The organism is Streptomyces sp. SudanB5_2050 (assembly GCF_964272335.1).
Taxonomy (GTDB): domain Bacteria; phylum Actinomycetota; class Actinomycetes; order Streptomycetales; family Streptomycetaceae; genus Streptomyces; species Streptomyces rochei.
Genome location: NZ_OZ186760.1, coordinates 1,788,240 through 1,813,030, shown reverse-complemented (window position 1 = coordinate 1,813,030; position 24,791 = coordinate 1,788,240). Strand labels below are relative to the sequence as shown.

The 24,791-nt window shown below is 73.3% G+C and carries 26 protein-coding genes; 11 read left to right on the top strand and 15 right to left on the bottom strand.

The genetic code is table 11. From position 1 onward, the window contains the following. Window position 1: 1 nt before the first annotated feature. Window positions 2–1,099, top strand: coding sequence for a Zn-dependent alcohol dehydrogenase (locus tag ACFZP7_RS08055; protein ID WP_385634139.1), 1,098 nt, complete (start codon window positions 2–4; stop codon window positions 1,097–1,099). Window positions 1,100–1,275: 176 nt separating this feature from the next. Here the strand turns inward: ACFZP7_RS08055 and ACFZP7_RS08050 are convergent, their stop codons facing one another. The 3 genes from ACFZP7_RS08050 to ACFZP7_RS08040 all read right to left on the bottom strand — a co-directional run bounded on the left by ACFZP7_RS08050 (window position 1,276) and on the right by ACFZP7_RS08040 (window position 3,718). After that, a complete protein-coding gene (locus tag ACFZP7_RS08050; protein WP_385638379.1) occupies window positions 1,276–2,223 on the bottom strand; it encodes a DMT family transporter in 948 nt (315 codons plus the stop codon). Between the two features lie 98 nt (window positions 2,224–2,321). Beyond that, the gene (locus ACFZP7_RS08045) at window positions 2,322–3,029 is read right to left on the bottom strand and encodes an ArsR/SmtB family transcription factor (RefSeq protein WP_385634138.1); all 708 of its coding nucleotides are present in this window, start codon (window positions 3,027–3,029) and stop codon (window positions 2,322–2,324) included. A gap of 47 nt (window positions 3,030–3,076) precedes the next feature. Continuing rightward, entirely contained in the window at window positions 3,077–3,718 is a 642-nt protein-coding gene (locus ACFZP7_RS08040) for a TetR/AcrR family transcriptional regulator (protein ID WP_031016723.1), read from the bottom strand. A 113-nt stretch (window positions 3,719–3,831) separates the two neighbouring features. Here ACFZP7_RS08040 and ACFZP7_RS08035 point away from each other — a divergent pair, with 113 nt between their 5' ends. The 3 genes from ACFZP7_RS08035 (at window position 3,832) to ACFZP7_RS08025 (ending at window position 6,064) form a co-directional block, all read left to right on the top strand. Next, window positions 3,832–4,983 carry an acyl-CoA dehydrogenase family protein gene (locus tag ACFZP7_RS08035; protein WP_019325287.1) on the top strand — a complete coding sequence of 384 codons (1,152 nt, stop codon included), beginning with the start codon at window positions 3,832–3,834 and terminating at the stop codon, window positions 4,981–4,983. Between the two features lie 61 nt (window positions 4,984–5,044). Then, window positions 5,045–5,335: a YiaA/YiaB family inner membrane protein gene (locus ACFZP7_RS08030; protein WP_019325286.1), complete on the top strand. Its 291-nt coding sequence runs from the start codon at window positions 5,045–5,047 to the stop codon at window positions 5,333–5,335. Window positions 5,336–5,419: 84 nt separating this feature from the next. Then, window positions 5,420–6,064 (top strand): TetR/AcrR family transcriptional regulator, encoded by a 645-nt coding sequence (locus ACFZP7_RS08025; protein ID WP_019325285.1) that lies wholly within the window; start codon window positions 5,420–5,422, stop codon window positions 6,062–6,064. On the opposite strand, the gene ACFZP7_RS08020 is transcribed toward ACFZP7_RS08025, so the two are convergent. Continuing rightward, the gene (locus tag ACFZP7_RS08020) at window positions 6,055–6,516 is read right to left on the bottom strand and encodes a MaoC family dehydratase (RefSeq protein WP_046250402.1); all 462 of its coding nucleotides are present in this window, start codon (window positions 6,514–6,516) and stop codon (window positions 6,055–6,057) included. The genes ACFZP7_RS08025 and ACFZP7_RS08020 overlap by 10 nt on opposite strands. A gap of 130 nt (window positions 6,517–6,646) precedes the next feature. Between ACFZP7_RS08020 and soxR the strand changes: the two genes are divergently transcribed. Continuing rightward, window positions 6,647–7,168 (top strand): redox-sensitive transcriptional activator SoxR, encoded by a 522-nt coding sequence (soxR, locus tag ACFZP7_RS08015; RefSeq protein WP_019325283.1) that lies wholly within the window; start codon window positions 6,647–6,649, stop codon window positions 7,166–7,168. 102 nt (window positions 7,169–7,270) lie between these two features. On the opposite strand, the gene ACFZP7_RS08010 is transcribed toward soxR, so the two are convergent. Together ACFZP7_RS08010 and ACFZP7_RS08005 are read right to left on the bottom strand one after the other, a co-directional pair. Continuing rightward, the gene (locus tag ACFZP7_RS08010) at window positions 7,271–8,023 is read right to left on the bottom strand and encodes a 3-keto-5-aminohexanoate cleavage protein (RefSeq protein WP_030978268.1); all 753 of its coding nucleotides are present in this window, start codon (window positions 8,021–8,023) and stop codon (window positions 7,271–7,273) included. A gap of 82 nt (window positions 8,024–8,105) precedes the next feature. Beyond that, window positions 8,106–8,708 (bottom strand): hypothetical protein, encoded by a 603-nt coding sequence (locus ACFZP7_RS08005; RefSeq protein ID WP_046250400.1) that lies wholly within the window; start codon window positions 8,706–8,708, stop codon window positions 8,106–8,108. A 220-nt stretch (window positions 8,709–8,928) separates the two neighbouring features. On the opposite strand from ACFZP7_RS08005, the gene ACFZP7_RS08000 reads away from it, so the two are divergent. Next, a complete protein-coding gene (locus tag ACFZP7_RS08000; RefSeq protein WP_385634137.1) occupies window positions 8,929–11,736 on the top strand; it encodes a penicillin acylase family protein in 2,808 nt (935 codons plus the stop codon). 16 nt (window positions 11,737–11,752) lie between these two features. Here ACFZP7_RS08000 and ACFZP7_RS07995 read toward each other — a convergent pair whose 3' ends face one another. Continuing rightward, the gene (locus ACFZP7_RS07995) at window positions 11,753–13,018 is read right to left on the bottom strand and encodes an exo-beta-N-acetylmuramidase NamZ domain-containing protein (protein WP_385634136.1); all 1,266 of its coding nucleotides are present in this window, start codon (window positions 13,016–13,018) and stop codon (window positions 11,753–11,755) included. A 175-nt stretch (window positions 13,019–13,193) separates the two neighbouring features. Here ACFZP7_RS07995 and ACFZP7_RS07990 point away from each other — a divergent pair, with 175 nt between their 5' ends. From ACFZP7_RS07990 to ACFZP7_RS07980, 3 genes are read left to right on the top strand one after another with little or no spacing between them, the layout of a single operon-like run. Further along, on the top strand, window positions 13,194–13,964 hold the full coding sequence (locus tag ACFZP7_RS07990; protein WP_210902667.1) for an SDR family oxidoreductase: 771 nt from the start codon (window positions 13,194–13,196) through the stop codon (window positions 13,962–13,964). Continuing rightward, window positions 13,961–15,652, top strand: a complete 1,692-nt coding sequence (locus ACFZP7_RS07985) for a class I adenylate-forming enzyme family protein (protein WP_385634135.1) — start codon at window positions 13,961–13,963, stop codon at window positions 15,650–15,652. The genes ACFZP7_RS07990 and ACFZP7_RS07985 overlap by 4 nt, the downstream gene beginning before the upstream one ends. 22 nt (window positions 15,653–15,674) lie before the next feature. After that, on the top strand, window positions 15,675–16,268 hold the full coding sequence (locus ACFZP7_RS07980; RefSeq protein ID WP_019325276.1) for a TetR/AcrR family transcriptional regulator: 594 nt from the start codon (window positions 15,675–15,677) through the stop codon (window positions 16,266–16,268). Here ACFZP7_RS07980 and ACFZP7_RS07975 read toward each other — a convergent pair. The 4 genes from ACFZP7_RS07975 to ACFZP7_RS07960 all read right to left on the bottom strand — a co-directional run bounded on the left by ACFZP7_RS07975 (window position 16,207) and on the right by ACFZP7_RS07960 (window position 19,989). Further along, entirely contained in the window at window positions 16,207–17,139 is a 933-nt protein-coding gene (locus tag ACFZP7_RS07975; protein ID WP_019325275.1) for a LysR family transcriptional regulator, read from the bottom strand. The two genes, ACFZP7_RS07980 and ACFZP7_RS07975, sit on opposite strands and share 62 nt — an antisense overlap. Before the next feature lie 175 nt (window positions 17,140–17,314). Further along, complete coding sequence (locus ACFZP7_RS07970) at window positions 17,315–18,529, bottom strand: acyl-CoA dehydrogenase (RefSeq protein ID WP_385634134.1); 1,215 nt, start codon at window positions 18,527–18,529, stop codon at window positions 17,315–17,317. A 6-nt stretch (window positions 18,530–18,535) separates the two neighbouring features. Next, a complete protein-coding gene (locus ACFZP7_RS07965) occupies window positions 18,536–19,561 on the bottom strand; it encodes a phosphotransferase family protein (protein ID WP_019325272.1) in 1,026 nt (341 codons plus the stop codon). Window positions 19,562–19,692: 131 nt separating this feature from the next. Further along, a complete protein-coding gene (locus ACFZP7_RS07960; protein ID WP_385634133.1) occupies window positions 19,693–19,989 on the bottom strand; it encodes a hypothetical protein in 297 nt (98 codons plus the stop codon). A 73-nt stretch (window positions 19,990–20,062) separates the two neighbouring features. On the opposite strand from ACFZP7_RS07960, the gene ACFZP7_RS07955 reads away from it, so the two are divergent. Then, on the top strand, window positions 20,063–20,998 hold the full coding sequence (locus ACFZP7_RS07955) for an NADP-dependent oxidoreductase (RefSeq protein ID WP_385634132.1): 936 nt from the start codon (window positions 20,063–20,065) through the stop codon (window positions 20,996–20,998). Window positions 20,999–21,030: 32 nt separating this feature from the next. On the opposite strand, the gene ACFZP7_RS07950 is transcribed toward ACFZP7_RS07955, so the two are convergent. From ACFZP7_RS07950 to ACFZP7_RS07935, 4 genes are all read right to left on the bottom strand, one after another. Next, window positions 21,031–21,342 (bottom strand): DUF202 domain-containing protein, encoded by a 312-nt coding sequence (locus ACFZP7_RS07950; protein ID WP_030978278.1) that lies wholly within the window; start codon window positions 21,340–21,342, stop codon window positions 21,031–21,033. Window positions 21,343–21,344: 2 nt separating this feature from the next. Beyond that, a complete protein-coding gene (locus tag ACFZP7_RS07945; protein ID WP_031016710.1) occupies window positions 21,345–21,737 on the bottom strand; it encodes a YidH family protein in 393 nt (130 codons plus the stop codon). 416 nt (window positions 21,738–22,153) lie between these two features. Further along, window positions 22,154–22,660, bottom strand: a complete 507-nt coding sequence (locus ACFZP7_RS07940) for an NUDIX domain-containing protein (RefSeq protein WP_167546134.1) — start codon at window positions 22,658–22,660, stop codon at window positions 22,154–22,156. A gap of 28 nt (window positions 22,661–22,688) precedes the next feature. Continuing rightward, window positions 22,689–23,582: a DMT family transporter gene (locus ACFZP7_RS07935; RefSeq protein WP_385634131.1), complete on the bottom strand. Its 894-nt coding sequence runs from the start codon at window positions 23,580–23,582 to the stop codon at window positions 22,689–22,691. A gap of 248 nt (window positions 23,583–23,830) precedes the next feature. On the opposite strand from ACFZP7_RS07935, the gene ACFZP7_RS07930 reads away from it, so the two are divergent. Further along, complete coding sequence (locus ACFZP7_RS07930; RefSeq protein WP_193515812.1) at window positions 23,831–24,781, top strand: hypothetical protein; 951 nt, start codon at window positions 23,831–23,833, stop codon at window positions 24,779–24,781. Window positions 24,782–24,791 lie beyond the last annotated feature (10 nt).

The window sequence follows — 24,791 nt, the reverse complement described above, 5'->3', positions numbered from 1 at the left end:
CATGGCCGTCCGTACCGCTGTCCGCGCCGCCGTCGTGCCCGCCACCGGCGCCCCGCTGGAGATCACCGGCATCGAGCTGCCGGAGCCCGGCCCGGGGCAGGTCCGGGTGAGGCTCGCCGCCGCCGGGGTCTGCCACTCCGACCTGTCCCTGTCCAACGGCACCATGCGCGTGCCGCTCCCCGCCGTCCTCGGCCACGAGGGCGCCGGCACGGTCGTCTCCGTCGGCGAGGGCGTCACCCACCTCGCCGCCGGCGACGCCGTCGTCCTCAACTGGGCCCCGTCCTGCGGCGCCTGCCACGCCTGCTCGCTCGGCGAGGTCTGGCTGTGCGCCGACGCCCTGACCGGCGCCGCGAACATCCACGCCCGCCGCGTCGACGACGGCACCGATCTGCACCCCGGTCTGAACGTCGCCGCGTTCGCCGAGGAGACCGTGGTGGACGCCGGCTGCGTGCTGTCCTGCCCCGACGGCATCCCGCTCGCCGACGCCGCCCTGCTGGGCTGCGCCGTCCTCACCGGCTACGGCGCCGTCCACCACTCGGCCAAGGTCCGCGAGGGCGAGACGGTGGCCGTCTTCGGCGTCGGGGGAGTGGGTCTGGCCACCCTCCAGGCGGCCCGGATCGCGGGCGCCTCGAAGATCGTCGCCGTCGACGTCTCCCCGGAGAAGGAGGAGCTGGCCCGCGCGGCCGGCGCCACCGACTACCTCGTCGCCTCCGACACCACCGCCCGCGAGATCCGCGCCCTCACCGCGAAGCAGGGCGTGGACGTCGCCGTCGAGTGCGTGGGCCGCGCGGTCACCATCCGCACCGCCTGGGAGTCCACCCGGCGCGGCGGCCGCACCACGGTCGTCGGCATCGGCGGCAAGGACCAGCAGGTCACCTTCAACGCCCTGGAGATCTTCCACTGGGGCCGCACCCTGTCCGGCTGCGTCTACGGCAACGCCGACCCGGCCCGGGACCTGCCGGTGCTGGCCGAACACGTCCGGGCCGGACGCCTGGACCTCGGCGCGCTGGTGACCGAGCGCATCGCTCTGGACGGCATCCCGGCCGCCTTCGAGAACATGCTGGCGGGCAAGGGCGGGCGGGCGCTGGTGGTCTTCTAGGACGGTCCCGCACGGGCTCCGGGATCGGTACCGCGCGTCTGTAGGGTCGGTCCCGCAACGTCGTCCGGGACCGGGCCCCGCGCGTCCGTAGGGCCGGTCCCGCAACGTCCTCCGGGACCGGTCGCACGCCCCTAGGGACCGGTCCCGCACGTCCTCCAGGACTGGTACCGCGCGTCCTAGGGCCGGTCCCGCACGTCCTCGCGGCGCGGTGCCGGGGTCCTCGTGGGCCCCGGGGCCGCCGCGCGCCCACGGGAGCGCGAGACCGCCACGCCCGCCAGGCACAGCGCGCCGCCGCCGAGGGTGAGCAGCCCGGGCACCTCACCCAGGAACAGCCAGGACATCAGGACCACCAGGGCCGGCACCGCGTACGTGGTCGCGCCCATGCGGCCCGCCGTCGTACGGGCCAGGGCGTACGCCCAGGTGGTGAAGGCCAGCGCCGTCGGGAAGACGCCCAGGTAGACCATGTTCAGCGTCGCGGAGACCGGTGCCCGGCCCGCCTCCGACACCAGCTGCCCCATGAAGGGCAGACAGAGCACCGCCCCCACCAGACATCCGAAGGCCGTCACCTGGAGCGCGCTCGCGTGTCCCAGCGCGGGTTTCTGCGCCACCACCCCGCCCGCGTACGCCACGGCGGCCAGCAGGCACAGCACCACCCCGAACAGCGAGGAACCGCCCTCGCCGGACATCGACAGCCCCACGGTCACCGCACCGGCGAACGACACCGCCATCCCCGCCAGCAGCCGCGGCGGCAGCGCGTCCCCGAGCAGGCGCGCGCCCAGCAGCGCGATGAGGATCGGCCCGACGTTCACCACCAGGGCGGCCGTACCGGCGTCCACCCGCTGCTCGCCCCAGTTCAGGACGACCATGTAGAAGCCGAACCACAGCAGGCCCGAGACCGCGATCCCCCGCCAGGCGGGGCGCGGCGGCAGCCCCTCCCGGCGCAGCAGGCAGAGGACGCCGAGCGTCAGGGCACCCGACAGCAGCCGGCCGAGCGCCAGCGCGCCCGGCGAGTACGCCTCGCCCGCACTCCGGATGGAGACGAAGGCCGAGGCCCACAGGACGACGGTGACCGAGGCCGCGCCGGCCGCGAGCAGGTCGGGTCGGCGGGACGGGGCGGTGCTCATCATGCTCCCGAGGCTAGGAGGGAAAGGACGGGGCGACCGGCGGGTTCCGGACGCCGAAGCGCCGGCCCGGGGCGCCGGACGGGCAAGCGGCACACCGCTCAGCGCAGGGCCACCGGATCGATCCCCAGCAGGTCGGACAGCGCCTCCTCGCCGGCCGCCGTCACCTTCACCGCCCGCTCGGACCCGATGCGCACGCACCAGCCCGCCTCCAGGGCGTGCCGGCACAGGGCGGCGCCCGCGACGCCCGCCAGATGGGGGCGGCGTTCGGTCCAGTCGAGGCAGGCGCGGGCCAGCGGCCGGCGACCGGCGGTCTTCAGGGGTATCCCGGCGGTGCCGAACCAGCCGAGTCCGGCGTCCGTGAGCGCGAAGCCGGTGTCCTGGCGCAGCAGCCCGCGCCCGGTCAGCGCGTCGGTGACCGCGATCCCGAGCCGCCCGGCGAGGTGGTCGTAACAGGTGCGCCCCCGGGCCATCGCCGACCCGGCGCTCGACGCCCGCAGGGTGCGCGGACGCCGCGCCTCGGGCGCCACCTGGGCGGCCAGGTCCTCCACCAGCTGCGCCACCCGGTCGTCGGCCAGCCGCACGTACCGGTGCCGGCCCTGCCGCTCCTCGGCGAGCAGCCCGCCCGCGACGAGCTTGCCCAGGTGCTCGCTCAGCGTGGAGGCGGCCACCCCGGCGTGCCGGGCCAGCTCACCGGCGGTCCACGCCCGCCCGTCGAGGAGCGCCAGCAGACAGGCGGCCCGGGTCTCGTCGGCGATCAGCCCGGCGAGCCGCGCGAGTCCGGGCGCTCCGGGGTCCTTGTCGGTCATGCGTCCCAGGATGCGGTACGCACGGTTCGGCCGGCGCCGAAGTGTGCTCAGGCGCCCCGCGCCACCTGCGCGTACTGCTGCGCCAGCCCGTCCAGCAGTGCCGTCAGCCCGGTCTCGAAGGCCCGCTCGTCGATCTTCTCCTGTTGCTCGGCCAGGAGGTGGGCCCTGCCCAGGTGCGGGTAGTCGGCGGGGTCGTAGGCGCTGGCGTCGTCGGGGAAGCCGCGGGCGAAGGAGCCGAGCGCGGAGCCCATGACGAAGTAGCGCATCAGCGCGCCGATGGACGTCGCCTGGGCCGGTGGCCAGCCCGCCTCGACCATCGCGCCGTAGACGGCGTCGGCGAGGTGGAGCGCGGCCGGCCGGCGGCCGGGGCCGTGGGCCAGCACCGGCACGATGTTCGGGTGGTCGCGCAGGGCCGCCCGGTAGGAGACCGCCCAGTCGTGCAGCGCGGTCCGCCAGTCCCGGCCGTCCCGGAACATCGACAGGTCGACCTGGGCGCTCACCGAGTCGGCGACGGCCTCCAGGATCTCGTCCTTGGTGCGGAAGTGGTTGTAGAGCGAGGGGCCGCTGACACCCAGCTCCGCGGCGAGCCGGCGGGTGGAGACGGCAGCCAGGCCCTCCGCGTCCACCAGCGCGCGGGCCGTCTCGACGATCCGGTCGGTGCTGAGCAGGGGCTTGCGCGGTCGGGCCATGGCGCACATAGTAGGGCTGCGCACAGAAACTAGCAGTGCTAATTTAAATGTACGGCTTTCAAGATCCTTCACGTCTCGGCTTTCGAGACTCCTTTCCTGTGGGGTGACTCGGCATGAACCTGGAGCTCAGCGAGGAGCAGACCGCCGTGCGGCAGCTCGCCCGGGACTTCGTGGAGCGCGAGATCGCCCCCCATGTCGTCGCGTGGGACCGGGCGGAGGAGGTCGACCGGGGCATCGTGAAGAAGCTCGGCGAGGTCGGCTTCCTCGGGCTGACCATCGACGAGGAGTACGGCGGCTCCGGCGGCGACCACCTCGCGTACTGCCTGGTCACCGAGGAGCTGGGCCGGGGCGACAGCTCCGTGCGCGGCATCGTCTCCGTCTCCCTCGGCCTGGTCGCCAAGACCATCGCCGCCTGGGGCGACGAGGCGCAGAAGCGGCGCTGGCTGCCCGGCCTCACCTCCGGCGAGTACGTCGGCTGCTTCGGCCTGACCGAGCCCGGCACGGGGTCGGACGCCGGGAACCTCGCCACCCGCGCGGTGCGCGACGGCGACGACTACGTCCTCAACGGCACCAAGATGTTCATCACCAACGGCACCTGGGCCGACGTGGTGCTGCTCTTCGCCCGCTCCACGGACGCCCCGGGCCACAAGGGCGTCTCCGCCTTCCTGGTGCCCACCGACACGCCCGGCCTGACCCGCCGCACCGTCCACGGCAAGCTCGGGCTGCGCGGCCAGGCCACCGCCGAGCTGGTCCTGGAGGACGTCCGGGTCCCCGCCTCCGCGATGCTCGCCCCCGAGGGCAAGGGCTTCTCGGTCGCCATGTCGGCCCTCGCCAAGGGCCGGATGTCGGTCGCGGCGGGCTGCGTCGGCATAGCCCAGGCCGCGCTGGACGCGGCCGTGCGGTACGCGGGGGAGCGCGAGCAGTTCGGGAAGACCATCGCCCACCACCAGCTGGTGCAGGAGCTGATCAGCGACATCGCCCTCGACGTGGACGCGGCGAGGTTGCTGACCTGGCGGGTCGCCGACCTGATCGACCGCGGGCAGCCCTTCACGGTGGAGTCCTCCAAGGCCAAGCTGTTCGCCTCCGAGGCCGCCGTGCGCGCCGCCAACAACGCCCTCCAGGTCTTCGGCGGCTACGGCTACATCGACGAGTACCCGGCCGGCAAACTGCTCCGCGACGCCCGCGTCATGACCCTCTACGAGGGCACCAGCCAGATCCAGAAGCTGGTCATCGGGCGGGCGCTCACCGGAGTCTCGGCCTTCTGAGTACCCCACCTGAGTACGTCGGCGGATGTGGCCCCGGCCACATCCGCCGACCCTTGTCCCCATGAGTGACACACCGGTCAAGCAGCAGAGCACGGCCGCCTTCTACGGACAGGCCGTGGCCTCGTTCGCGGTCGCGATGATCGCCACCGCCGTCGGCATCTACAACCTCCAGGCCGACGCCTGGGTGCGTGCCTTCCTCGCCGTGGCCGTCCTGTACCTGGTCACCTCGGCCTTCACCCTGGCCAAGATCATCCGTGACCGTCAGGAGGCCGGCCAGATCGTCAGCAGGGTCGACCAGGCCCGCCTGGAGAAGCTCCTCGCCGAGCACGACCCCTTCGAGAAGCTGGGCTGACGCGTGGGCCGGCAGCCGCACTAAGCGCCCGCTCACCTTCGGCGGTATGGTGGTGCTCCTGTCACCGAGAGGGGCGAACAAGCGATGAGTACGGCGGCCGAGACAACGGGCGGCGACATCGAGCCGTGGGGCGAGGTCACCCCGGACGCGGCCCGGCGGCTCCTGGTCGCCGCCGTGGAGGCCTTCGCCGAGCGCGGGTACCACGCGACCACCACCCGCGACATCGCCGGCCGGGCCGGCATGAGCCCGGCCGCGCTCTACATCCACTACAAGACCAAGGAAGAGCTGCTCCACCGCATCAGCCGCATCGGCCACGAGCGGGCCGTGTCCATCCTGCGTGCCGCGGCCCAGGGTGAGGGCAGTGCCACCGAGCGGCTCGCCGACGCCGTCAGCTCCTTCGTCCGCTGGCACGCCGGGCGGCGCACGACCGCGCGGGTGGTGCAGTACGAACTGGACGCGCTCGGGCCCGAGGCCCGCGAGGAGATCCTGGCACTGCGCCGCCAGTGCGACGCCGCCGTGCGCGGCATCATCGAGGACGGCGTGGCGACGGGCGAGTTCGACGTGCCGGACGTCAAGGGCACGACGCTGGCCGTGCTGTCGCTCTGCATCGACGTCGCCCGCTGGTTCAACGTCAAGGGTCCCCGCACGCCCGACGAGGTCGGCGCGCTCTACGCCGACCTCGTGCTGCGGATGGTGGGTGCCGGGACGTCCGGCGCCGCTCAGAGGTAGTAGCGGGAGACCGATTCGGCGACGCACACCGGCTTGTCGCCGCCCTCGCGCTCCACGGTGAAGGCGACGGTCACCTGGATGCCGCCCGTGACGTCCTCGACCCCGGTGATCGTCGCCGTGGCGCGCAGACGCGAGCCGACGGGGACGGGGGCGGGGAAGCGGACCTTGTTGGTGCCGTAGTTGACGCCCATCTTCACGCCCTCGACCTTGATCAGCTGCGGTCCGAAGAGCGGCAGCAGCGACAGGGTCAGGTAGCCGTGCGCGATGGTGGTGCCGAAGGGTCCGGCGGCGGCCTTCTCCGGGTCGACGTGGATCCACTGGTGGTCGCCGGTCGCCTCGGCGAACAGGTCGATCCGCTTCTGGTCGACGTCCAGCCAGTCGGTGTACCCCAACCGCTCGCCGACCGCGGCCTTCACCTCGTCGGCGGATGTGAAGATCCTCGGCTCTGCCATGTCCCGGCCTCTCTGCTCGCTCGACCTGTGCGCTGGACTCTAAGCGACTGCTTAGCATGGTCGCCCGCGGGGCCCCTGTCAACGGACCGGAGGGGGCCGGGCGGGTGACCGGGTCGGTAGGGTCTGAGGAGTGCCTCAGATTCCCGAGAAGATCCACGAGCTCACGGTCGGCCAGCTCGCCGCGCGCAGCGGCGCCGCCGTCTCCGCCCTGCACTTCTACGAGTCCAAGGGCCTGATCAGCAGTCGCCGCACATCGGGCAATCAGCGCCGCTTCAGCCGGGACGCGCTGCGCCGGGTCGCCTTCGTGCGCGCGGCGCAGCGCGTGGGCATCCCGCTCTCCACCATCCGCGAGGCGCTCGCCGAGTTGCCGGAGGAGCGCACGCCCACGGCGGAGGACTGGGCGCGCCTGTCGGAGTCCTGGCGTTCCGAACTGGACGAGCGCATCAAGCAGTTGAACCGGCTGCGCGACCACCTCACCGACTGCATCGGCTGCGGCTGCCTGTCCCTGGAGACCTGCGTCCTGTCCAACCCCGACGACGTCTTCGGCGACCGGCTCACCGGCTCCCGCCTGCTGGTGGAACGCCGCGACTCCGCGGCCGCCGGCCGACGCGGCGGTCGCGCCCGGGAGCGGAAGACGGAGTGCTGCGACTGACGACACGGTGACGGCCTCCGGTGTGGCCGGGTGCCGGACCGGAGCCGTCGTCACGGCTCGCGCGGGCGGGCGGAGCCGTGCCCCTCGTCGGTGCGCACCGGCTCACCCTCCGCGAGGGCCGGCCGTTCCCCGTGCCGCCGCCGCCCACGCGCGCGCCCCGGCGGCGACCAACTCGGCGTTGGACGCGGCCCGGTGGCCGTCGGGCAGGAACAGGGTGTCCTCCAGGCCGATGCGGGTGGCGAGGCCCAGCCGGCCGGCCAGGCGCAGGACCGGCCAGGTGCCGGACTCCTCGCCGTGCAGCAGGACGGGACGGCCGCGGGCCGTACCGAGGCCGGCCAGCAGCGCGCGCGCCGTGTCCGCCGCGGTCGCCGGGTCGGGGTCGGTGACCTCCGCCAGCACCCGCAGCACCTTCGGCGCGAGGGGCGAGCGCAGGAACCGGGCCGTCCCGTCCGTGCCGGACCAGACACCGGCCTCCACGCCCACCCCGCGCTCGATCAGCGCCGCGGCGACCTCCTCGGCGCCCGGCTCGTGCCAGTTGACCGAGGCGTGGTCGGGCAGCACCGTCCAGCTGCGGATCCGCGCGACCCGGGCGGCCGGGTCCGGCTCGGCCCAGGCCCCGGTCGTGACGCCCACCGGCACCGACGCGGGCACCCGCGCACGGATCGCGCCGAGCGTCACCGCGAGCACGCGCGGGGACAGCGTGTCCCGGCCGCACGGTGTCTTGGGGTGGACATGGACATCCGTGGCCCCGGCGGCCACCGCCCCGGCCGCCGAGTCCGCGACGGCCTGCGGCGACAGCGGTACGACGGCACCGTCGGCGCTCCCGCGGGCCCCGTTCAAGCAGACCTGCACCATCCCCCCATGGTGCCGGTGCCCACTGACAACACCCTCGGCCGCGCCGCGGGGGCGCGGCATCCCCTGCACACCCCCGGGCCGGCTACGCCGACATCAGCAACCGTCCCCGCCGGGCGTACGCCAGCGCGTCAGGGGTCAGGACGGGCCGCGGGACCAGGATTCCGCAGTCCGTGCAGACGGGGCCCGCGGAGGGCTCGTGGTCGAGGTCGTACAACCACACGAGGCGCTCCCCGTCGCAGACCGGGCACACCGACCCCGGTTCGCGCTCCAGCGCGGAGATCAGCCGGCGCAGCACCTCCGCCAGCGGCCCGTCCGGATGGACCCGGGGGTCGTCGCACCAGGCGACCCCGAAGCCGCCCCAGGTCAGCCGGTGCCAGTCGTCCACGCTGCCCGGCCTGCGCAGCCCGTCGTGCTTCTCCTTCCTGCGCCGCTCGGCGAACTCGACCTCGTAGGCCAGCCACACCGACCGCGCCTCCTCCAGCTCCTCCAGTGCGGCCACGAGCCGCGCCGGGTCCGGAGAGCGGTCCTCGGGGTCGAACCCGGCCCGGGAGCACAGATGGTCCCAGGTCGCCCGGTGCCCGTAAGGGGCGAACCGTTCAAGGCACTTGCGCAGCGAGTAGCGCCGCAGTGCCAGATCGCATCGTGGATCGCGGACCTGTCTCGCGAGACTCCGGAAACCGGCCATCGCCCTGCACCTCCGTCACACCTGCACCTGCACTTCGGTCACTTCGGCGTCGTCCAGCGGACGTCGCCGAATAGACGTATCGACAGGCGATTCGGCTCCATCCGATTTCCGATGCCCCCCATCAGCCGATCCACCCGCTCCAAAAAGTGACGCATGTTCATCTTCCAACTCGGGGATACCGGCGGTAACGTCCGGCCCACCCCCGTCGGGAGGAGCTGCCATGCCACGGCGCACCCCACGCAACGCCCTCGACAGAATGAGAACTCCCCGCGGCTTCCACGGGTTCCTGAAGGGCGCCTCCCTATGCGTCCTCGTCGCCGGCCTTCTGTCACCGCTTGCCCCGGCGACGGCCGCCGACACGGACGCCCCGGCCGCACCCGCCGCCCCGGCGGCGGCGGACGACCACTGCGGCGCCCGGTGTTCGGACATCCTGCCGCCCGGCCAGAACGGCAACGCCACCCTCGCCCAGATCCTCCTCAACCAGGCCTTCGGCACCCAGCCCGCGCACGCCGAGGACCAGCTCGGCCCCTACGCGAACCTCGCCACCGGCTACACCGGCCTCACCGACGAGAAGATCAACACCTTCTTCAACGACGCCTCCTTCGGCGTCCCCGAGGGCCAGGTCGCCTCCACCCTCCGCCCCGCCGGACGCGACGACGTGACCATCGTCCGCGACAAGAGGACCGGCGTACCGCACATCACCGGCACCACCCGCTACGGCACCGAGTTCGGCGCCGGCTACGCGGCGGCCCAGGACCGGCTGTGGCTGATGGACCTCTTCCGGCACGTCGGACGCGGCCAGTTGACCCCGTTCGCGGGCGGCGCCCCCGCCAACCAGGGCCTGGAACAGCAGTTCTGGCGCAGCGCCCCCTACACGGAGGCCGAGCTGGAGGCCCAGATCGAGAGCGCCGCCGCCGAGGCGGGCGAGCGCGGGAAGCTGGCCCTGGCCGACGTGGACGCCTACCTCGACGGCGTCAACGCCTACATCGACGCCTCCGACAAGGGCCGCTACTTCCCGGGCGAGTACGTCCTCACCGGCCACAAGGACGCGATCACCAACGCCGGCACCATCGCGCACTTCGAGCGCACCGACCTGATCGCGCTGGCCTCCGTCATCGGCTCCCTCTTCGGCTCCGGGGGCGGCGGCGAGGTCGCCAACGCGCTCTCCCTGCTCGCCGCCCAGGAGAAGTACGGCGTCGCGGAGGGCACGAAGGTCTGGGAGTCCTTCCGCCAGCGCAACGACCCCGAGGCGGTCCTCACCCAGCAGGGCGGCAGCTTCCCGTACCTGACGAAGCCCGACGACCCGCGGGGCCGCGCCCTGCCCGACCCCAGCTCGGTCGAGGCGGAGCCCCTGGTGCACGACCGCACGGGCAGCGCCGCCGCCTCGCACGCGACCGGTGCCTCCGCCACCGCCGCCGACGCGGCCCTCTCCTCGGCCCGGCGCGGCATGTCCAACGCCCTGGTCGTCAGCGGCGAGCACACCGCGAGCGGCCACCCGGTCGCCGTCTTCGGCCCGCAGACCGGCTACTTCGCGCCCCAGCTCCTCATGCTCCAGGAGATCCAGGGCCCCGGCATCAGCGCCCGCGGTGCCTCCTTCGCGGGCCTGAGCATGTACGTCGAACTCGGCCGCGGCCAGGACTACGCCTGGAGCGCGACCACCTCCGGCCAGGACATCATCGACACCTACGCGGTCGAACTGTGCCAGGACGACCACCACTACCTCTACCGCGGCCGGTGCACGCCGATGGAGAAGATCGAGCGCAAGAACGCCTGGAAGCCCACCGTCGCCGACGGCACCGCGGCCGGCTCGTACACGATGCGGGTCTGGCGCACGAAGTACGGCCCGGTCCAGTACCGCGCCACGGTCGACGGCAAGAAGGTCGCCTACACCTCCCTGCGCTCGTCGTACCTGCACGAGGCCGACTCGATCATCGGCTTCCAGATGCTCAACGACCCGGAGTATCTGAACGGCCCCGAGCGCTTCCGGAGCGCGGTGCAGAACATCAACTACACCTTCAACTGGTTCTACGCCGACTCCGAGCACACCGCGTACTACAACAGCGGCGACAACCCGGTGCGGGCGGACGGCGTCGACGCCGACTTCCCGGTCCGGGCCGAGGCGGCGTACGAGTGGCGGGACTGGGACCCGGCCGCCAACACGGCCCGCTACACCCCGCCCGCCGCCCACCCGCAGTCAGTGGATCAGGACTACTACGTCTCCTGGAACAACAAGCAGGCCCGGGACTACACCACCGCCCCCTGGGGCAACGGCTCCGTGCACCGCGGCAACCTGCTCGACGACCGTGTGAAGAGGCTGGTCGCCGAGGGCGGAGTCACGCGCGCCGCGCTGGTGAAGGCGATGGCCGAGGCGGGCCTCGCCGACCTGCGGGCCGAGGACGTGGTGCCCGACCTGCTGAAGGTGATCGAGTCGGCGCCGGTGACCGACCCCGCCGCGAAGACGGCCGTGGACCGGCTCGAGGCGTGGATCGCGGCGGGCGGCCTGCGCACCGAGACGTCGGCCGGTTCGAAGAAGTACACCCACGCCGACGCCGTCCGCACCCTGGACGCCTGGTGGCCGCTGCTGGTGAAGGCCGCGTTCGAGCCGGGCCTCGGCACCGACCTGTACACCGCCTTCACCCGCAACCTGCCGGTCGACGAGTCACCGTCCGCCGCCCACGGCCCGACCGGCGCCCACGCCGGCAGCGCCTTCCAGTACGGCTGGTGGAGCTATGTCGACAAGGACATCCGGTCCGTGCTCGGTGAACCCGTCAAGGGACCCCTGGCGCGCGCGTACTGCGGTGGCGGCGACCTCGCCGCCTGCCGGGACACCCTGCTCACCACCCTGAAGGAGGCGGCGGGCCGGACGCCCGCCCAGGTCTACCCCGGGGACGAGAACTGCTCGGCGGGCGACCAGTGGTGCGCCGACTCGGTGATCCACCGCACCCTCGGCGGCATCAAGCACGGCGGCATCGGCTGGCAGAACCGGCCGACCTACCAGCAGGTCGTGGAGTTCACGTCCCACCGGTGACCGGCCGGTCCCACGGTCACCTGTAGAGGAGGTACTGGCGGCGCGTGCGGCGGAACGCCGCCAGTTCCTCCTCCCAGCCGCCCACCACCTCGTCGGTGTCCGCGCCCGCGTCGATCATGGTGCGCACCAGCGTGGAGCCGGTGAGCTTGTCGATCCAGTGGTCCGGGCGCCAGGCGAAGCCCTCCCAGCTCCGCTTCGCGGTCACCAGAAGGGCGATCCCCGTGCGCACCGGGTCGAAGGCGGCCCGGTCGTGCACGTGGAGCTGCACGCCGCCGACGGTCTTCCCCTGGAACTTGGAGAAGGTGGGCGCGAAGTACGCCTCCCGGAACCGCACCCCGGGCAGCCCGGCCTCGTTCGCGGCGGCGGCCCAGCCCCCGTCGACGCCCTCCGCCCCGAGCAGTTCGAACGGGCGGGTCGTACCGCGCCCCTCCGACAGGTTGGTGCCCTCGAACAGACACGTCCCCGAGTACACCAGCGCGCACTCCGGCGTCGGCATGTTCGGGCTCGGCGGCACCCAGGGCAGCCCGGAGGCGTCGTAGAACTCCGAGCGCTTCCAGCCGGACATCGTCACGGTCTCCAGCGGCACGGGCGACTGGAGGAACTCTCCGTTGAAGAGCCGGGCCAGCTCGGCCACCGTCATGCCGTGCGCCTGCGCGATGGGCTTGCGGCCGACGAAGGTCGCGAACTCCTCGTGCAGGACCGGTCCGAGGGCCGCCCGTCCGGTCACCGGGTTCGGCCGGTCCAGCACCACGAACCGCTTGCCCGCGAGCCGGGCCGCCTCCATGCAGTCGAACAGGGTCCAGATGTACGTGTAGAAGCGCGCGCCCACGTCCTGGATGTCGAAGACGACGGTGTCCACGCCGGACGCCGTGAAGACGTCCGCGAGCGGCTGCCCGCTCTTGAGGTACGTGTCGTAGACCGGCAGCCCGGTCGCCGGGTCGTCGTAGCGCCCTTCCGAACCGCCCGCCTGCGCGGTGCCCCGGAACCCGTGCTCGGGGCCGAAGACGGCGATCAGGTCCACGCGGTCGTCGGCGTGCATGACGTCGACGATGTGGCGTACGTCCCGGGTGATGCCGGTCGGGTTGGTGACCACGCCGACCCGCTGCCCGGCGAGCGGGGCGTAACCCTCGTCGGCGAGACGCTCGAAGCCGGTGCGCAGCCGGCGGCCGCCGTGGCCCCCGGGCGCCGCGTGCGCCGTGCCGGCCGCGGCGGCCGTGGAGGCCGCCGTCGCGGCCGCGGCCGCGGCCGTGGTGGCGAGCAGGTTCCGTCTGGACAGCGTCATGCGGTGACCTCCGTGATCGCGGCGGGTGTCATGCGCACGCACGCTAACCCGCGTCCCGGGCCCTACGGAACGGAGTAGACCGCGGTTCGCCTCTTCCGTCGTACATACCGACTGGTTAGTCTGACGCTGCAGCAGGCCCACGCGGGTGGCGCCGCAGCCGTGTCGAAGGAGACCGATGGTGGAAGCCGTGCAGGATGCCTCAGTCGTGGTCACCGGGGCGGGAGGCGGCATCGGTGCCGCCCTGGCCCGCCGCTTCGCCGCCGAGGGGGCCCGGGTCGTCGTCAACGACCTGGACGCCGACCGGGCGAAGGCCGTCGCCGAAGAGATCGGCGGCATCGCGGTCCCGGGCGACGCCTCCGCGATCGTCACCGAGGCGCGCGAGGCGCTGGGCGGCACGGTCGACGTCTACTGCGCCAACGCGGGCGTCGGCTGCGGCGGCACCGAGGCCGCCGACGAGGCCGTCTGGGCCCTCGCCTGGGACGTCAACGTCATGGCCCACGTCCGCGCGGCCCACGAACTGCTCCCCGACTGGCTGGAGCGCGGCAGCGGCCGCTTCGTCTCCACCGTCTCCGCCGCCGGACTGCTCACCATGATCGGCGCCGCCCCCTACAGCGTCACCAAGCACGGCGCCTACGCCTTCGCCGAGTGGCTGTCCCTGACGTACCGCCACCGCGGCGTCAAGGTGCACGCCATCTGCCCGCAGGGCGTGCGCACCGACATGCTCACCGCCAGCGGCAGCGCGGGCGAACTGGTGCTCAAGCCCACCGCCATCGAACCGCGGGACGTCGCCGACGCCCTGTTCGAGGGCATCGAGGAGGACCGCTTCCTCATCCTCCCGCACCCCGAGGTCGCCGAGTACTACCAGGCACGCGCCGTCGAGCCCGACCGCTGGCTGCGCGGCATGAACCGGCTCCAGCGGCAGTGGGAGGAGGGGACGGCCCGATGACCGGCTCCCGTTACGCCGCCAAGCCCTGGCTGGACCTGCTGACCGACGCCCAGAAGGCGCCGCTCGACCCGGACGCCTCCCTGGTGCACGCCCTGCGCCGGGCCGCCGCCGAGGCTCCCGACCGGACCTTCCTGGCCTACTTCGACGGCCGCCTCACCTACCGCGAGGTCGACGAGCTGACCGACTCCGTCGCCGGGCACCTCGCCGCGCGGGGCCTGGAGCGCGGGGAGCGGGTCGCGGTCCTGCTGCAGAACTCCCCGCACTTCGTCCTCGCGGTGCTGGGGGCCTGGAAGGCGGGCGCGGTGGTGGTGCCCGTCAACCCGATGTACAAGGCGGGGGAGGTGGGCCACGTCCTGCGGGACGGCGAGGTGGCCGCGCTCGTCTGCTCCGACCGGGCCTGGGAGGCGTATCTGCGCGAGACGGCGGCGGACTCGCCGGTGCGGATCGTGCTCACCGGGTGCGAGCTGGACTTCCAGAGCCGCCGGGACACCCGCGTCCTGACCTTCGAGCGGCTGCCGGACGCCCCCGACGCCGACGACCTCACGCGGGCGGCCCGCTCGGGACACCCGGCCCCGGCCGGACGCGACCCGGAGCCCGGCGACACCGCGCTCATCAGCTACACCTCGGGGACCAGCGGCACCCCCAAGGGAGCCACCAACACCCACCGCAACATCATGTACAACGCCGAGCGGCAGCGCACCGGGCTCGGCCTGCCCGAGGCGCCCGTCTACTTCGCGCTGGCGCCCCTGTTCCACATCACCGGCATGGTCTGCGAGTTCGGGGCCTGCCTGAACAGTATGGGCACACTCGTGCTGGCCTACCGCTTCGAGGCGGGCGTCGTGCTGGACGCGTTCGCCGAACACCGGCCGCACTACACGGTCGGCCCGTCCACCGCCTTCATGGCGCTGGCCGCCCACCCGGCCGTCACCCGCGACCACTTCGCCTCCTTCGCCAACATCTCCTCCGGCGGCGCCCCCCTGCCGCCCGCCCTGGTGGAGAAGTTCCGCGCCGGCTTCGGTCCGTACATCCGCAACGGCTACGGGCTCACCGAGTGCACCGCGCCGTGCGCCTCGGTCCCGCCGCACCTGGAGGCGCCGGTCGATCCGGTCTCCGGGACCCTCGCCGTGGGCGTCCCCGGCCCGGACACGGTGGTGCGGATCGTCGACGAGCAGGGCGCGGAGGTGCCCTTCGGGGAGCAGGGCGAGATCGTCGTCAGCGGCCCCCAGGTCGTCCCCGGCTACTGGCGCCGCCCCGACGCCACCGCCGAGACCTTCCCCGGCGGCGAACTGCGCACCGGCGACATCGGCTTCATGGACGAGAAGGGCTGGCTCTACGTCGTCGACCGCAAGAAGGACATGATCAACGCCTCCGGGTTCAAGGTCTGGCCCCGCGAGGTCGAGGACGTGCTCTACACCCACCCGGCGGTGCGCGAGGCCGCGGTCGTCGGAGTGCCCGACGGGTACCGCGGGGAGACCGTCAAGGCGTACATCAGCCTCCGTCCGGGCGCCGACACGGACCCGGACGCCCTCGCCGCGTACTGCGAGGAGAGACTGGCCGCCTACAAATACCCGCGCCAGGTGGAGATCCTGCCCGACCTGCCGAAGACGGCGAGTGGGAAGATCCTCCGTCGGGAACTGCGTTCCCGTACGCAACGGGACGAACAGGCACGGCCGCTGGACGGCCGCTGAGAAGGAAAGGCAGGTGACGGCAGTGCCCAGGACCACGGACGGGGACGGCACTCCGGTGCCGCAGCGGCTCCTGGCCGCCGCCACCCGGCTCTTCGCGGAGCAGGGCTACGACCGCACCTCGGTACAGGAGATCGTCGAGGCGGCCGGCGTCACCAAGGGCGCCCTGTACCACTACTTCGGCTCCAAGGACGACCTGCTGCACGAGGTGTACGCGCGCGTGCTGCGCCTCCAGCAGGAACGCCTGGACGCCTACGCGGACTCCGACGAGCCGGTCGAGAAGCGGGTGCGGGACGCGGCGGCCGACGTCGTCGTCACGACCATCGACAACCTCGACGACGCGTCGATCTTCTTCCGGTCCATGCACCAGCTGAGCCCGGAGAAGAACAAGCAGGTGCGCGCCGAGCGCCGGCGCTACCACGAGCGCTTCCGCGCGCTCATCGAGGAGGGCCAGCGGGCCGGTGTCTTCACCAAGGAGACCCCGGCCGACCTCGTGGTCGACTACCACTTCGGCTCGGTGCACCACCTGTCGACCTGGTACCGCCCCGACGGCCCGCTCAGCCCGCAGGAGGTCGCCGACCACCTGGCGGACCTGCTGCTGCGGGCGCTGCGTCCGTGACGCGTCCCGTGAGGTGACCGGCGAGGGCCGCCGCCGCGGGATTGCGCGGCCGCGGCCCCCGCCCGGCCAGGACGACGGTCCGGCCCGGTTCCGGCTGCCGGATCTCCACACACGGCAGCCCCGCGCGCTCGCCGATCCGGCGCGGCACGAACGCCACGCCGATCCCGGCCCGCACCAGATCCACCAGCAGCCCGATCTGCGTCACGTCGCAGGTGATCCGGCGCTCCAGACCGCAGTGCGCCGCCAGCCGCCGCACGGCCGTCTCCAGACCCGTACCGGCACGGAAGTCGACGAACGGCTCGTCGGCCAGGTCCCTGATGAGGGTCCGCCCGGCGGTGGCCAGCGGGTGGTCCGGCGCCGTGATCAGCACCAGTTCCTCCTGCCAGGTCGCGTACGGCGTCAGCCCCTCCGGCAGGTCCCCCGCGTCCGGCACCAGGTACGCCAGGTCCAGCTCGCCCGCGCGCAGCGCCTCGGTCAGCTCACCGACCGGCGCGTCCCGCACCGACACCTGGACACCGGGGAAGCGGCGGTGGAAGGTGGCCAGTTCGGCGGGGAGGTCCACGCAGGTCAGCGTCTGGATCGTGCCGATCGCCACCCGGCCGGTGGCCAGCCCTGCCACATCCGCGACCGCGTGCCGCGCCTCCTCGGCGCCGGCCAGCAGCGCGCGGGCCCGCGGCAGCAGGGCGCGGCCCGCCTCCGTGAGGACCACCCGGCGGCCCGTACGGTCGAACAGGTCGGCGCCCAGCTCCCGCTCCAGGTTGCGGACGGACGTGCTGAGCGCCGACTGCACGATCAGCTCACGACGGGCGGCGGCGGTGAAGCTGCCCTCGGTGACGACCGCCATGAAGTGGCGGAGCTGGCGGATCTCCATCCATCGATTCTAGAGATGGACCGCAGCGATACGATCTGTTGGACCGCTGACGGGGCCGCGAGCCAGCCTGGTGGCATGACCCGCAGACCGCCTCTCTGGCTCCGCCTCGTCGCCTTCGCCCGCGCGCTCGCGCACACGGACCACCACTACGGCGGCGGCTACTAGCCGCCGGCCGCTACAGGTACTTCTTGATCTCCCGGCGTGCCAGCGAACGCTGGTGCACCTCGTCCGGACCGTCGGCGATCATCAGCGTCCGGGCACCGGCGTACAGCTCGGCCAGCGGGAAGTCCTGGCTCACACCGCCCGCGCCGTGCAGCTGGATCGCCCGGTCGATGATGTCGACCACCGCACGGGGCGTGGCGATCTTGATGGCCTGGATCTCGGTGTGCGCGCCCTTGTTGCCGACGGTGTCCATCAGCCAGGCGGTCTTCAGCACCAGGAGCCGCAGCTGCTCGACGGTGACCCGGGCGTCCGCGATCCAGTTGTGGATCACGCCCTGCCGGGCCAGCGGCTTGCCGAACGCCTCGCGGGACACCGCGCGGCGGCACATCAGCTCGATCGCGCGCTCGGCCATGCCGATCAGCCGCATGCAGTGGTGGATGCGGCCCGGACCGAGGCGGGCCTGGGCGATGGCGAAGCCGCCGCCCTCCTCGCCGATCAGGTTCGACACCGGCACGCGCGCGTGGTCGAAGGTCACCTCGGCGTGGCCGCCGTGGTAGTGGTCCTCGTACCCGAAGACCCGCATCGCCCGGTCGACGGTGACGCCGGGGGTGTCGCGCGGGACCAGCACCATGGACTGCTGGCGGCGGATGTCCTCGCCGTCCGGGTCCGTCTTGCCCATCACGATGAAGATCTTGCAGTCCGGGTTCATCGCCCCGGAGATGTACCACTTGCGGCCGGTGATGACGTACTCGTCGCCGTCCCGCTCGATGTGCGTGGTGATGTTCGTGGCGTCGGAGGAGGCCACGTCCGGCTCGGTCATCGCGAACGCCGAGCGGATCTCACCGGCGAGCAGCGGCTCCAGCCACTGCTTCTTCTGCCCTTCGTCGGCGAACTGGGCCAGCACCTCCATGTTCCCGGTGTCGGGCGCCGCGCAGTTCGTCGCCGTCGGCGCCAGCTGCGGGCTGCGGCCGGTGATCTCGGCGAGCGGCGCGTACTGGAGGTTGGTGAGGCCCGCGCCGTGCTCGGCGTCGGGGAGGAAGAGGTTCCACAGGCCCTGGCGGCGGGCCTCGGCCTTCAGCTCCTCGACGACCCGCGGGGTGTCCCAGGGCGAGGCCAGACGGCCGCGCTGCTCGTGGGCGACCTGCTCGGCCGGGTAGACGTACTCGTCCATGAAGGCCAGCAGCTTGGCGCGGAGTTCCTCGGTGCGTGCGTCGAACGCGAAGTCCATGGCGGGTCAGCCCTTCTGAAGGGTGGTCAGGCCGTGCTCGATGAAGACGGGGACGAGGTCGCCGATGCGGTCGAAGCCGCGGCCGACCGTCTGGCCCAGCGTGTAGCGGTAGTGGATGCCCTCCAGGATCACGGCGAGCTTGAACCAGGCGAAGGCCGTGTACCAGGCGACGGCGGACACGTCGCGCCCCGAGCGCGCGGCGTACCGCTCGATCAGCTCGGCGGGGGCGGGGTGCCCGGGGGCCTGGGCCGTGGTGGAGACGGGGGAGTCGGGCATGCCGAGCGGGCTGCTGTACATCACCAGCAGGCCGAGGTCGGTGAGCGGGTCGCCGAGCGTCGACATCTCCCAGTCGAGGATCGCCCGGATCTCGTCGTCCTCCCCGCCGATCAGGACGTTGTCGAGGCGGTAGTCGCCGTGCACGACGGTCGGGGAGGGCGAGCGGGGCAGCTCCCGGCCGAGGGTGGCGTGCAGCTCGTCGATGCCGGCCAGGTCGCGGTTGCGGGAGGCGTCCAGCTGCTTGGCCCAGCGGCGGAGCTGGCGGTCCAGGAAGCCCTCGGGGCGTCCGAAGTCACCGAGGCCGACCTCGGCGGGGTCCACCGCGTGCAGGCCGACCAGCGTGTCGACCAGATTCAGCACGGCGGCCCGGGTGCGCTCGGGACCGAGCGGGGCGAGCTGCTCGGCGGTGCGGTAGGGGGTGCCCTCCACGAACTCCATGACGTAGAAGGGCGCCCCGAGGACCTCCTCGTCCTCGCAGAGCAGCACCGGGCGCGGCACCGGGACGTCGGTCGGGTGCAGGGCGCTGATCACCCGGTGCTCGCGCTTCATGTCGTGGGCGGTGGCCAGGACGTGGCCCAGCGGGGGTCGTCGCACGACCCAGCTCCCGGTACCGTCCGAGACCGCGTAGGTGAGGTTCGACCGTCCGCCCTCGATCAGCCGGCCGGACAACGGGCCGGCCACCAGGCCGGGCCGCTCGCGGTCGAGCAGGCCGCGCAACCGGTCGAGATCGAGTCCGGGCGGGTGGTCGGGGCTCATCGGCGCTCCTCGGGCTGGTGAACAGTACCCGAGTCATGATGCCGACCAGTCGGTATGCCGTCCAGGGGTGGAGCGCAACGTGATCGGGGCCACGCGGCGCTCCCACCGGCCCGCCGGGCGGGCCGGTGGGCTCAGTGGTCGTCCCAGTGCCCCTCGTGGGCCGCGTGGCGGTGGCCGTCGTGGAGATAGTCGTCGTGGTCGCCGTGACGCACGCGCGTGTGCCCGCACCCCTCGCCGTGCTGATGCTCGTGGCTCGCGTGCGCGGTGTGCGCGGCGGGTTCGCACTCGTCCCAGTGGCCGCTGTGCGCGCGGTGCAGGTGGCCGTCGTGCGCGTAGTCGACGTGGTCGCCGTGGGGCACCTCCGGGTGCCCGCAGTCGGGGCCGTGGGTGTGCTGGTGGGCGGTGTGCTCCTGGTGCAGTGTGGTCATGGCGCTCACCTTAACGGGGTGTATACGGACATTCCGGTTGCGTGAGAACCGGGTACCCCGGAGGGTCGGAGCCATGAAGGCGATCAGCTACGCACGGTACGGCGGCCCCGAGGTGCTGGAGTACGGGGAGGTGCCGGACCCCCGGGTCGGGCCCGACTCGGTGCTGGTGAGGGTGCGGGCCGCCGCCGTGAACCCGGTCGACTGGAAGTGCCGCGACGGTCACCTCGACGCGATCCTCCAGCCCGTCTTCCCGGTGGTCCCGGGGTGGGACGTGTCGGGGGTGGTGGTCCGGCCCGGGGCGTCGGTCACGGAGTTCACGGTGGGTGACGAGGTCATCGGGTACGTCCGTGAGGACTTCCTCTCCCGGGGGACCTTCGCCGAGTACGTGGCGGCGCCCGTGCGCACGCTCGCGCGCAAGCCGCGCAATCTCTCCTTCGAGGAGGCGGCCGGGCTGCCGCTCACGGGGCTGACGGCGTACCAGGTGCTGACGAAGGCGCTGCGGGTGAAGCGGGGTGAGACCGTCCTGGTGCACGCGGCGGCGGGCGGGGTCGGGTCCATCGCCGTCCAGCTGGGGCGGCACCTGGGGGCGCGGGTGATCGGCACGGCGAGCGAGCGCAACCACGCCTTCGTGCGGGGCCTCGGCGGGGAACCGGTGACGTACGGGGAGGGGCTGGCCGAGCGGGTGCGGGGGCTGGCGCCCGAGGGGGTGGACGCGGTGTTCGACACCGTCGGCGGGGAGACGCTGAAGGTCTCGGCGAACCTGGTGGCCCCCGGGGGCCGGTTGGTGTCGATCGCCGACGCGGAAGCCGTCGACTACGGGGGGCGGTACTTCTTCGTGCGCCCCGACTCGGAGGACCTGCTGCGGCTGACCGAGCTGGCGGAGCAGGGGGTGGTGAGCGTGCACGTGTCGGAGACGTTCCCGCTGGAGCGGGCGGCGGACGCGCACCGGCTGAACCAGGAGGGGCGGACGCGGGGGAAGGTCGTGGTGAAGGTGGACTCGGCCGAGTAAGGGGCTGCCGTGCGGGGCTGCCCCTGGGCGGGTCAGAGGACGAGCAGGGCGCCGCAGACTGCCAGTGCCGCCGTGCACAGGGCCGCCGCCGTGGCGTAGGGCGGGGTCATGGTGTGCGGCGTGGGCGTCGCGGCGAGGGTGCGGATGCGGACGTGGGCGATGCGGAGGAAGGTCAGCCACAGGACGCAGCACAGGGCGGCGGCCACCACGGAGACGGGGGTCGCGCCGCCGTGCAGCGCGGTCTTCGCGGCGAGTACGGCGACGACCGTGCCGGAGAGGGTGGTGCGGCGCCAGGCGAGGCGGGTGCGTTCGGGCTGGAGGCCGGGGTCGCGGTCGGGGCTCACGGTCAGCCCTCCCAGCCTACGAGGACCACGACGACCATCGCGACGGCGACGACGGCGACGACCAGGCTGAGGAGGGCCGGGAAGCGGGAGACGGGGAGGTCTTCGCCCCGGCGCATGGCGCGTTCGCAGCGGACCCAGTGGTTCACGGCGCGCAGCGCGCACAGGACGCCGGCGGCGAGCAGGGCGAGGGCCAGTCCCACGCGCCAGCCCCAGCGCAGTTCGGGCAGGAACTGGTCCACCGCGAAGCCGCCGCCGATGAGGGCGAGGGCGGTGCGCAGCCAGGCCAGGAACGTCCGCTCGTTGGCGAGCGAGAACCGGTAGTCAGGGGTTCCCCCCTCCTGGCGGACCTCCTCGGGCACGAACCAGAGCCGAACGTTCCGCACGAATTCGATCACGCGGGGACCTTATCGGGTGGGGTGCCTGCGGCGGTCTGTGCGGGTGTGTGGGTGGGGTGCCTGCGGCGCCGCTGCGGCTTCGGTGGGGGTGCGCGTAGCGCGTTCGGTTGTGGGTGGGGCGGGGCCGCGCCGGGGGGTGTCCGTCCTCGGAACGGCGCGAAATCGGTCGGCCACAGAAGCCGGGGGCGTTGACGCGCCAACCGCTGCGGGCGGACACCCCCCGACACGTCCCCTCCCCGCCGTACGCGGCTATCCCGCCATGCGACCTGAGCTGCGGGCAGTCGTGCCGCTGGGGCGGCACGGGTGGGCGCAGCGGCACCCCGTCGGCGCCGGGCTGCGCACCCACCCCCGCGCCCGCACCCACGCCGGGCCCCACGCGACCGCCGGTCCGAAACCCCCGCTCACCCGGCCGGCGGTCACCGCCGAGCCCGCAGCCGCGCATACGCCGCCAACCCGTCCGGCACCCACTCCCACTCCCCGAGCCGCCCCTCCAGCTCCGCCTCCGTGAGGAACCCGTGCCACGCCACCTCCTCCACCTGCGGAGCGACCGCCCCCTCGCAGCGCACCTCGTACACCGCCGACCACCAGGTCCGCCCGGCACCGTCGTCGTACAGGAACTTGAAGAGGAACGACGGGCGCGGCAGCCCGCTCACCCCCAGTTCCTCCTCCGCCTCCCGCAGTGCCGCGTCGTCGTAGGACTCGCCCGCGCCCACCACCCCGCCGACGAACATGTCGTACAGGGACGGGAAGACCAGCTTCGTCGCCGTGCGGCGGTGCACGAAGACACGCCCCTCGGCGTCCCTGGCCCGCACGAACACACAGCGGTGGCGCAGCCCTCGCGCGTACACGTCGCCCCTGCGGGCCCGCCCCACGACGCGGTCGTCCTCGTCGACGACGTCCAGGATCTCGTCAGCAGCGTTCATGGCGTCCATCCAAGCAGCGGCACACCCGTCAGCGTCGCTCCAGGGCGCGGTCGTGGCCGCTCTCGCCCGTGCCCTGCGGCATCGCCGGATGCAGGCCCAGCAGGACGATGCCCGCCACCACCGCCACGAGCCCGCCCGCCTCCCACGCCAGCGCCGCGGGACCGGTGCGCAGCCGGTCGCCGAGGAAGCCGACACCGCAGGCGATGCCCGCGAGCGGCTGGGCCGCGGTCAGGGCCGGCAGCGACCTGCGCAGCGGTGCCGTCTCGAAGGCGCTCTGGACCAGGATCAGGCCGGTGACGCCGAGCACCACGACCGCGTACGGCTGCCAGCCGGTCAGCAGCTCGGCCGGTCCTCCGGCGGAGAAGCGCCGGCCGCTGATCCGGGTCAGCGCGTCCTGGACCCCGTAGACCAGACCCGCGGCCAGCGCCAGCAGGGTCGGGCCCCAGGTCAGGCGGGCGCGGCCCGCGCACGCCGTCAGGAGCACGGCCAGGCCCAGCATCACGCCGATCAGCAGCCAGTGCCGCACCGGGTCGGTGACCGCGCTGCCGCCCCGCGGTTCGCCCGCGACGATGAACGCCGTGACGCCGCCCGCCAGCAGCACGAGCCCGCCCCAGCCCTGACGGCCCAGCGGACGGCCGGTCTGGGCGCGGGAGAGGGCCAGGGCGAAGAGCAGGTTGGTGGCCAGGAGGGGCTCGACCAGCGTCAGTTCCCCGCCGCCGAGGGCGATCGCGCCGAGCGCCATGCCGGCCACCATCAGGCCCATGCCGGCGAGCCAGCGCGGCACGCGCACGAGGTCCAGCAGGAGGCGCGGGGAGAGGAAGTCACCCAGCGGCGCGCGCTGGGCCGCGTTCTGCTGGAGGACGAAACCGAAGCCCAGGCAGCAGGCGGCACCCACGGCGAGGACGAGGACCAGAACCGACACGCTGCGTCCCTCGATCGTCGGGTCACGGGAGCGTCGGGGCCGACTCTAGTCAGGGGAGCAGCGGTGTGCCGGGTGGGTGGCGCATGCGGGTGGCACACTCATCAAGTTGCCTTTTCTACAAGTGAGTTGACGCGTGTAACGCGGATTCCGGCCTTGACGCCGAGCGTTGGCTGCCGGTTTGCTGTGCGTGATCAGTTCATGGCAAACCGGCTACGACGACCAGCGCGTCGCGTGAGGAAGATCCCGCGGTGTCCCCACCTCCGCCTCCCCTCGGCCGCGGCCGCAGACGGGCCGCCCAGGCCTTCGACGACGCCCTCGACGACGCCGAACTCGTCGCCGTCCGCGCGGCCCTGGCCCAGGGACGGTGGCAGTCCGCCCGCTCCCTGCTGGTCCACACGGGTGACGACTGGGACCGACGGGGGCATCGGGTGACGGTGCTCGCCAAGGAGCCCTACTGCGCCGCCTGGGCCCGCGAGTGGCTGCTCGCCGAACCCGACTCCGCCGACGCCTCGGTGCTGCTCGCCCACGCCCTGGTGCACCGCGTCCTGCGCGGCAAGGAGAAGCCGGGCAGGGCGAGGGAGGCGTGCCGGGACGCCGCCGCGCTGCTGCCGGACGACCCCACGCCCTGGCTCGGTCTCCTCGTGCTGGAGCGCTCGCTGGGCGCCGACGACGAGGTCGTGCGCGCCTTCGAGCAGGTGCGCGGGCGGTACACCGACCACCACCACGCCCACCACCTGATGGTGGCCCGGCTCGCCGAGCGCGGCGGTGACCGGGGGTCCGACCCGCTGCACGAGGTGTACGACTTCGCCACCTGGGCCGCCGAGCAGGCCCCCGCCGACTCGCCGCTCGCCGTCCTCCCGGTCGTCGCGCACGCCGAGCGCTACCGCGTGCTCGCCGCCGCCGGGCACGAGTCCGCCGATCCGAACGCCTGCGGGCACTGGATCGGCCGCCGCGCCCGGCTGGTGATGAAGGCCGCCTTCGACTGGTGGCTGGAGTGGGAGCAGGACGGCCACCCGCGCCGGCTGGTCGACTTGAACTTCCTCGCCCACGCCAAGACCTGCGAGGGCCGCGGCGCCGAGGCCGCCGCACTGTTCCACCGCATCGGCGAGCACGCCACGCCCGCACCGTGGTCGTACCCGGACCGCGATCCGTACTCCGCCTTCCGTGCCGCCCGCGCGAGCGCGCTCGGCACGGCCTGACATCCGCACC

Coding starts and splice junctions, on each gene's coding strand:
- ACFZP7_RS07970 (WP_385634134.1), bottom strand. CDS start 18,529: ATGGACTTCGCGTTCGACGCACGCACCGAGGAACTCCGCGCCAAGCTG.
- ACFZP7_RS08045 (WP_385634138.1), bottom strand. CDS start 3,029: ATGACCGACAAGGACCCCGGAGCGCCCGGACTCGCGCGGCTCGCCGGG.
- ACFZP7_RS07960 (WP_385634133.1), bottom strand. CDS start 19,989: ATGACCACACTGCACCAGGAGCACACCGCCCACCAGCACACCCACGGC.
- ACFZP7_RS07940 (WP_167546134.1), bottom strand. CDS start 22,660: ATGAACGCTGCTGACGAGATCCTGGACGTCGTCGACGAGGACGACCGC.
- ACFZP7_RS08010 (WP_030978268.1), bottom strand. CDS start 8,023: ATGGTGCAGGTCTGCTTGAACGGGGCCCGCGGGAGCGCCGACGGTGCC.
- ACFZP7_RS08000 (WP_385634137.1), top strand. CDS start 8,929: ATGCCACGGCGCACCCCACGCAACGCCCTCGACAGAATGAGAACTCCC.
- ACFZP7_RS07975 (WP_019325275.1), bottom strand. CDS start 17,139: ATGGAGATCCGCCAGCTCCGCCACTTCATGGCGGTCGTCACCGAGGGC.
- ACFZP7_RS08040 (WP_031016723.1), bottom strand. CDS start 3,718: ATGGCCCGACCGCGCAAGCCCCTGCTCAGCACCGACCGGATCGTCGAG.
- ACFZP7_RS08055 (WP_385634139.1), top strand. CDS start 2: ATGGCCGTCCGTACCGCTGTCCGCGCCGCCGTCGTGCCCGCCACCGGC.
- ACFZP7_RS08005 (WP_046250400.1), bottom strand. CDS start 8,708: ATGGCCGGTTTCCGGAGTCTCGCGAGACAGGTCCGCGATCCACGATGC.
- ACFZP7_RS07990 (WP_210902667.1), top strand. CDS start 13,194: ATGGTGGAAGCCGTGCAGGATGCCTCAGTCGTGGTCACCGGGGCGGGA.
- ACFZP7_RS08050 (WP_385638379.1), bottom strand. CDS start 2,223: ATGAGCACCGCCCCGTCCCGCCGACCCGACCTGCTCGCGGCCGGCGCG.
- ACFZP7_RS07965 (WP_019325272.1), bottom strand. CDS start 19,561: ATGAGCCCCGACCACCCGCCCGGACTCGATCTCGACCGGTTGCGCGGC.
- ACFZP7_RS08030 (WP_019325286.1), top strand. CDS start 5,045: ATGAGTGACACACCGGTCAAGCAGCAGAGCACGGCCGCCTTCTACGGA.
- ACFZP7_RS08020 (WP_046250402.1), bottom strand. CDS start 6,516: ATGGCAGAGCCGAGGATCTTCACATCCGCCGACGAGGTGAAGGCCGCG.
- ACFZP7_RS07995 (WP_385634136.1), bottom strand. CDS start 13,018: ATGACGCTGTCCAGACGGAACCTGCTCGCCACCACGGCCGCGGCCGCG.
- ACFZP7_RS08035 (WP_019325287.1), top strand. CDS start 3,832: ATGAACCTGGAGCTCAGCGAGGAGCAGACCGCCGTGCGGCAGCTCGCC.
- ACFZP7_RS07985 (WP_385634135.1), top strand. CDS start 13,961: ATGACCGGCTCCCGTTACGCCGCCAAGCCCTGGCTGGACCTGCTGACC.
- ACFZP7_RS07955 (WP_385634132.1), top strand. CDS start 20,063: ATGAAGGCGATCAGCTACGCACGGTACGGCGGCCCCGAGGTGCTGGAG.
- ACFZP7_RS08025 (WP_019325285.1), top strand. CDS start 5,420: ATGAGTACGGCGGCCGAGACAACGGGCGGCGACATCGAGCCGTGGGGC.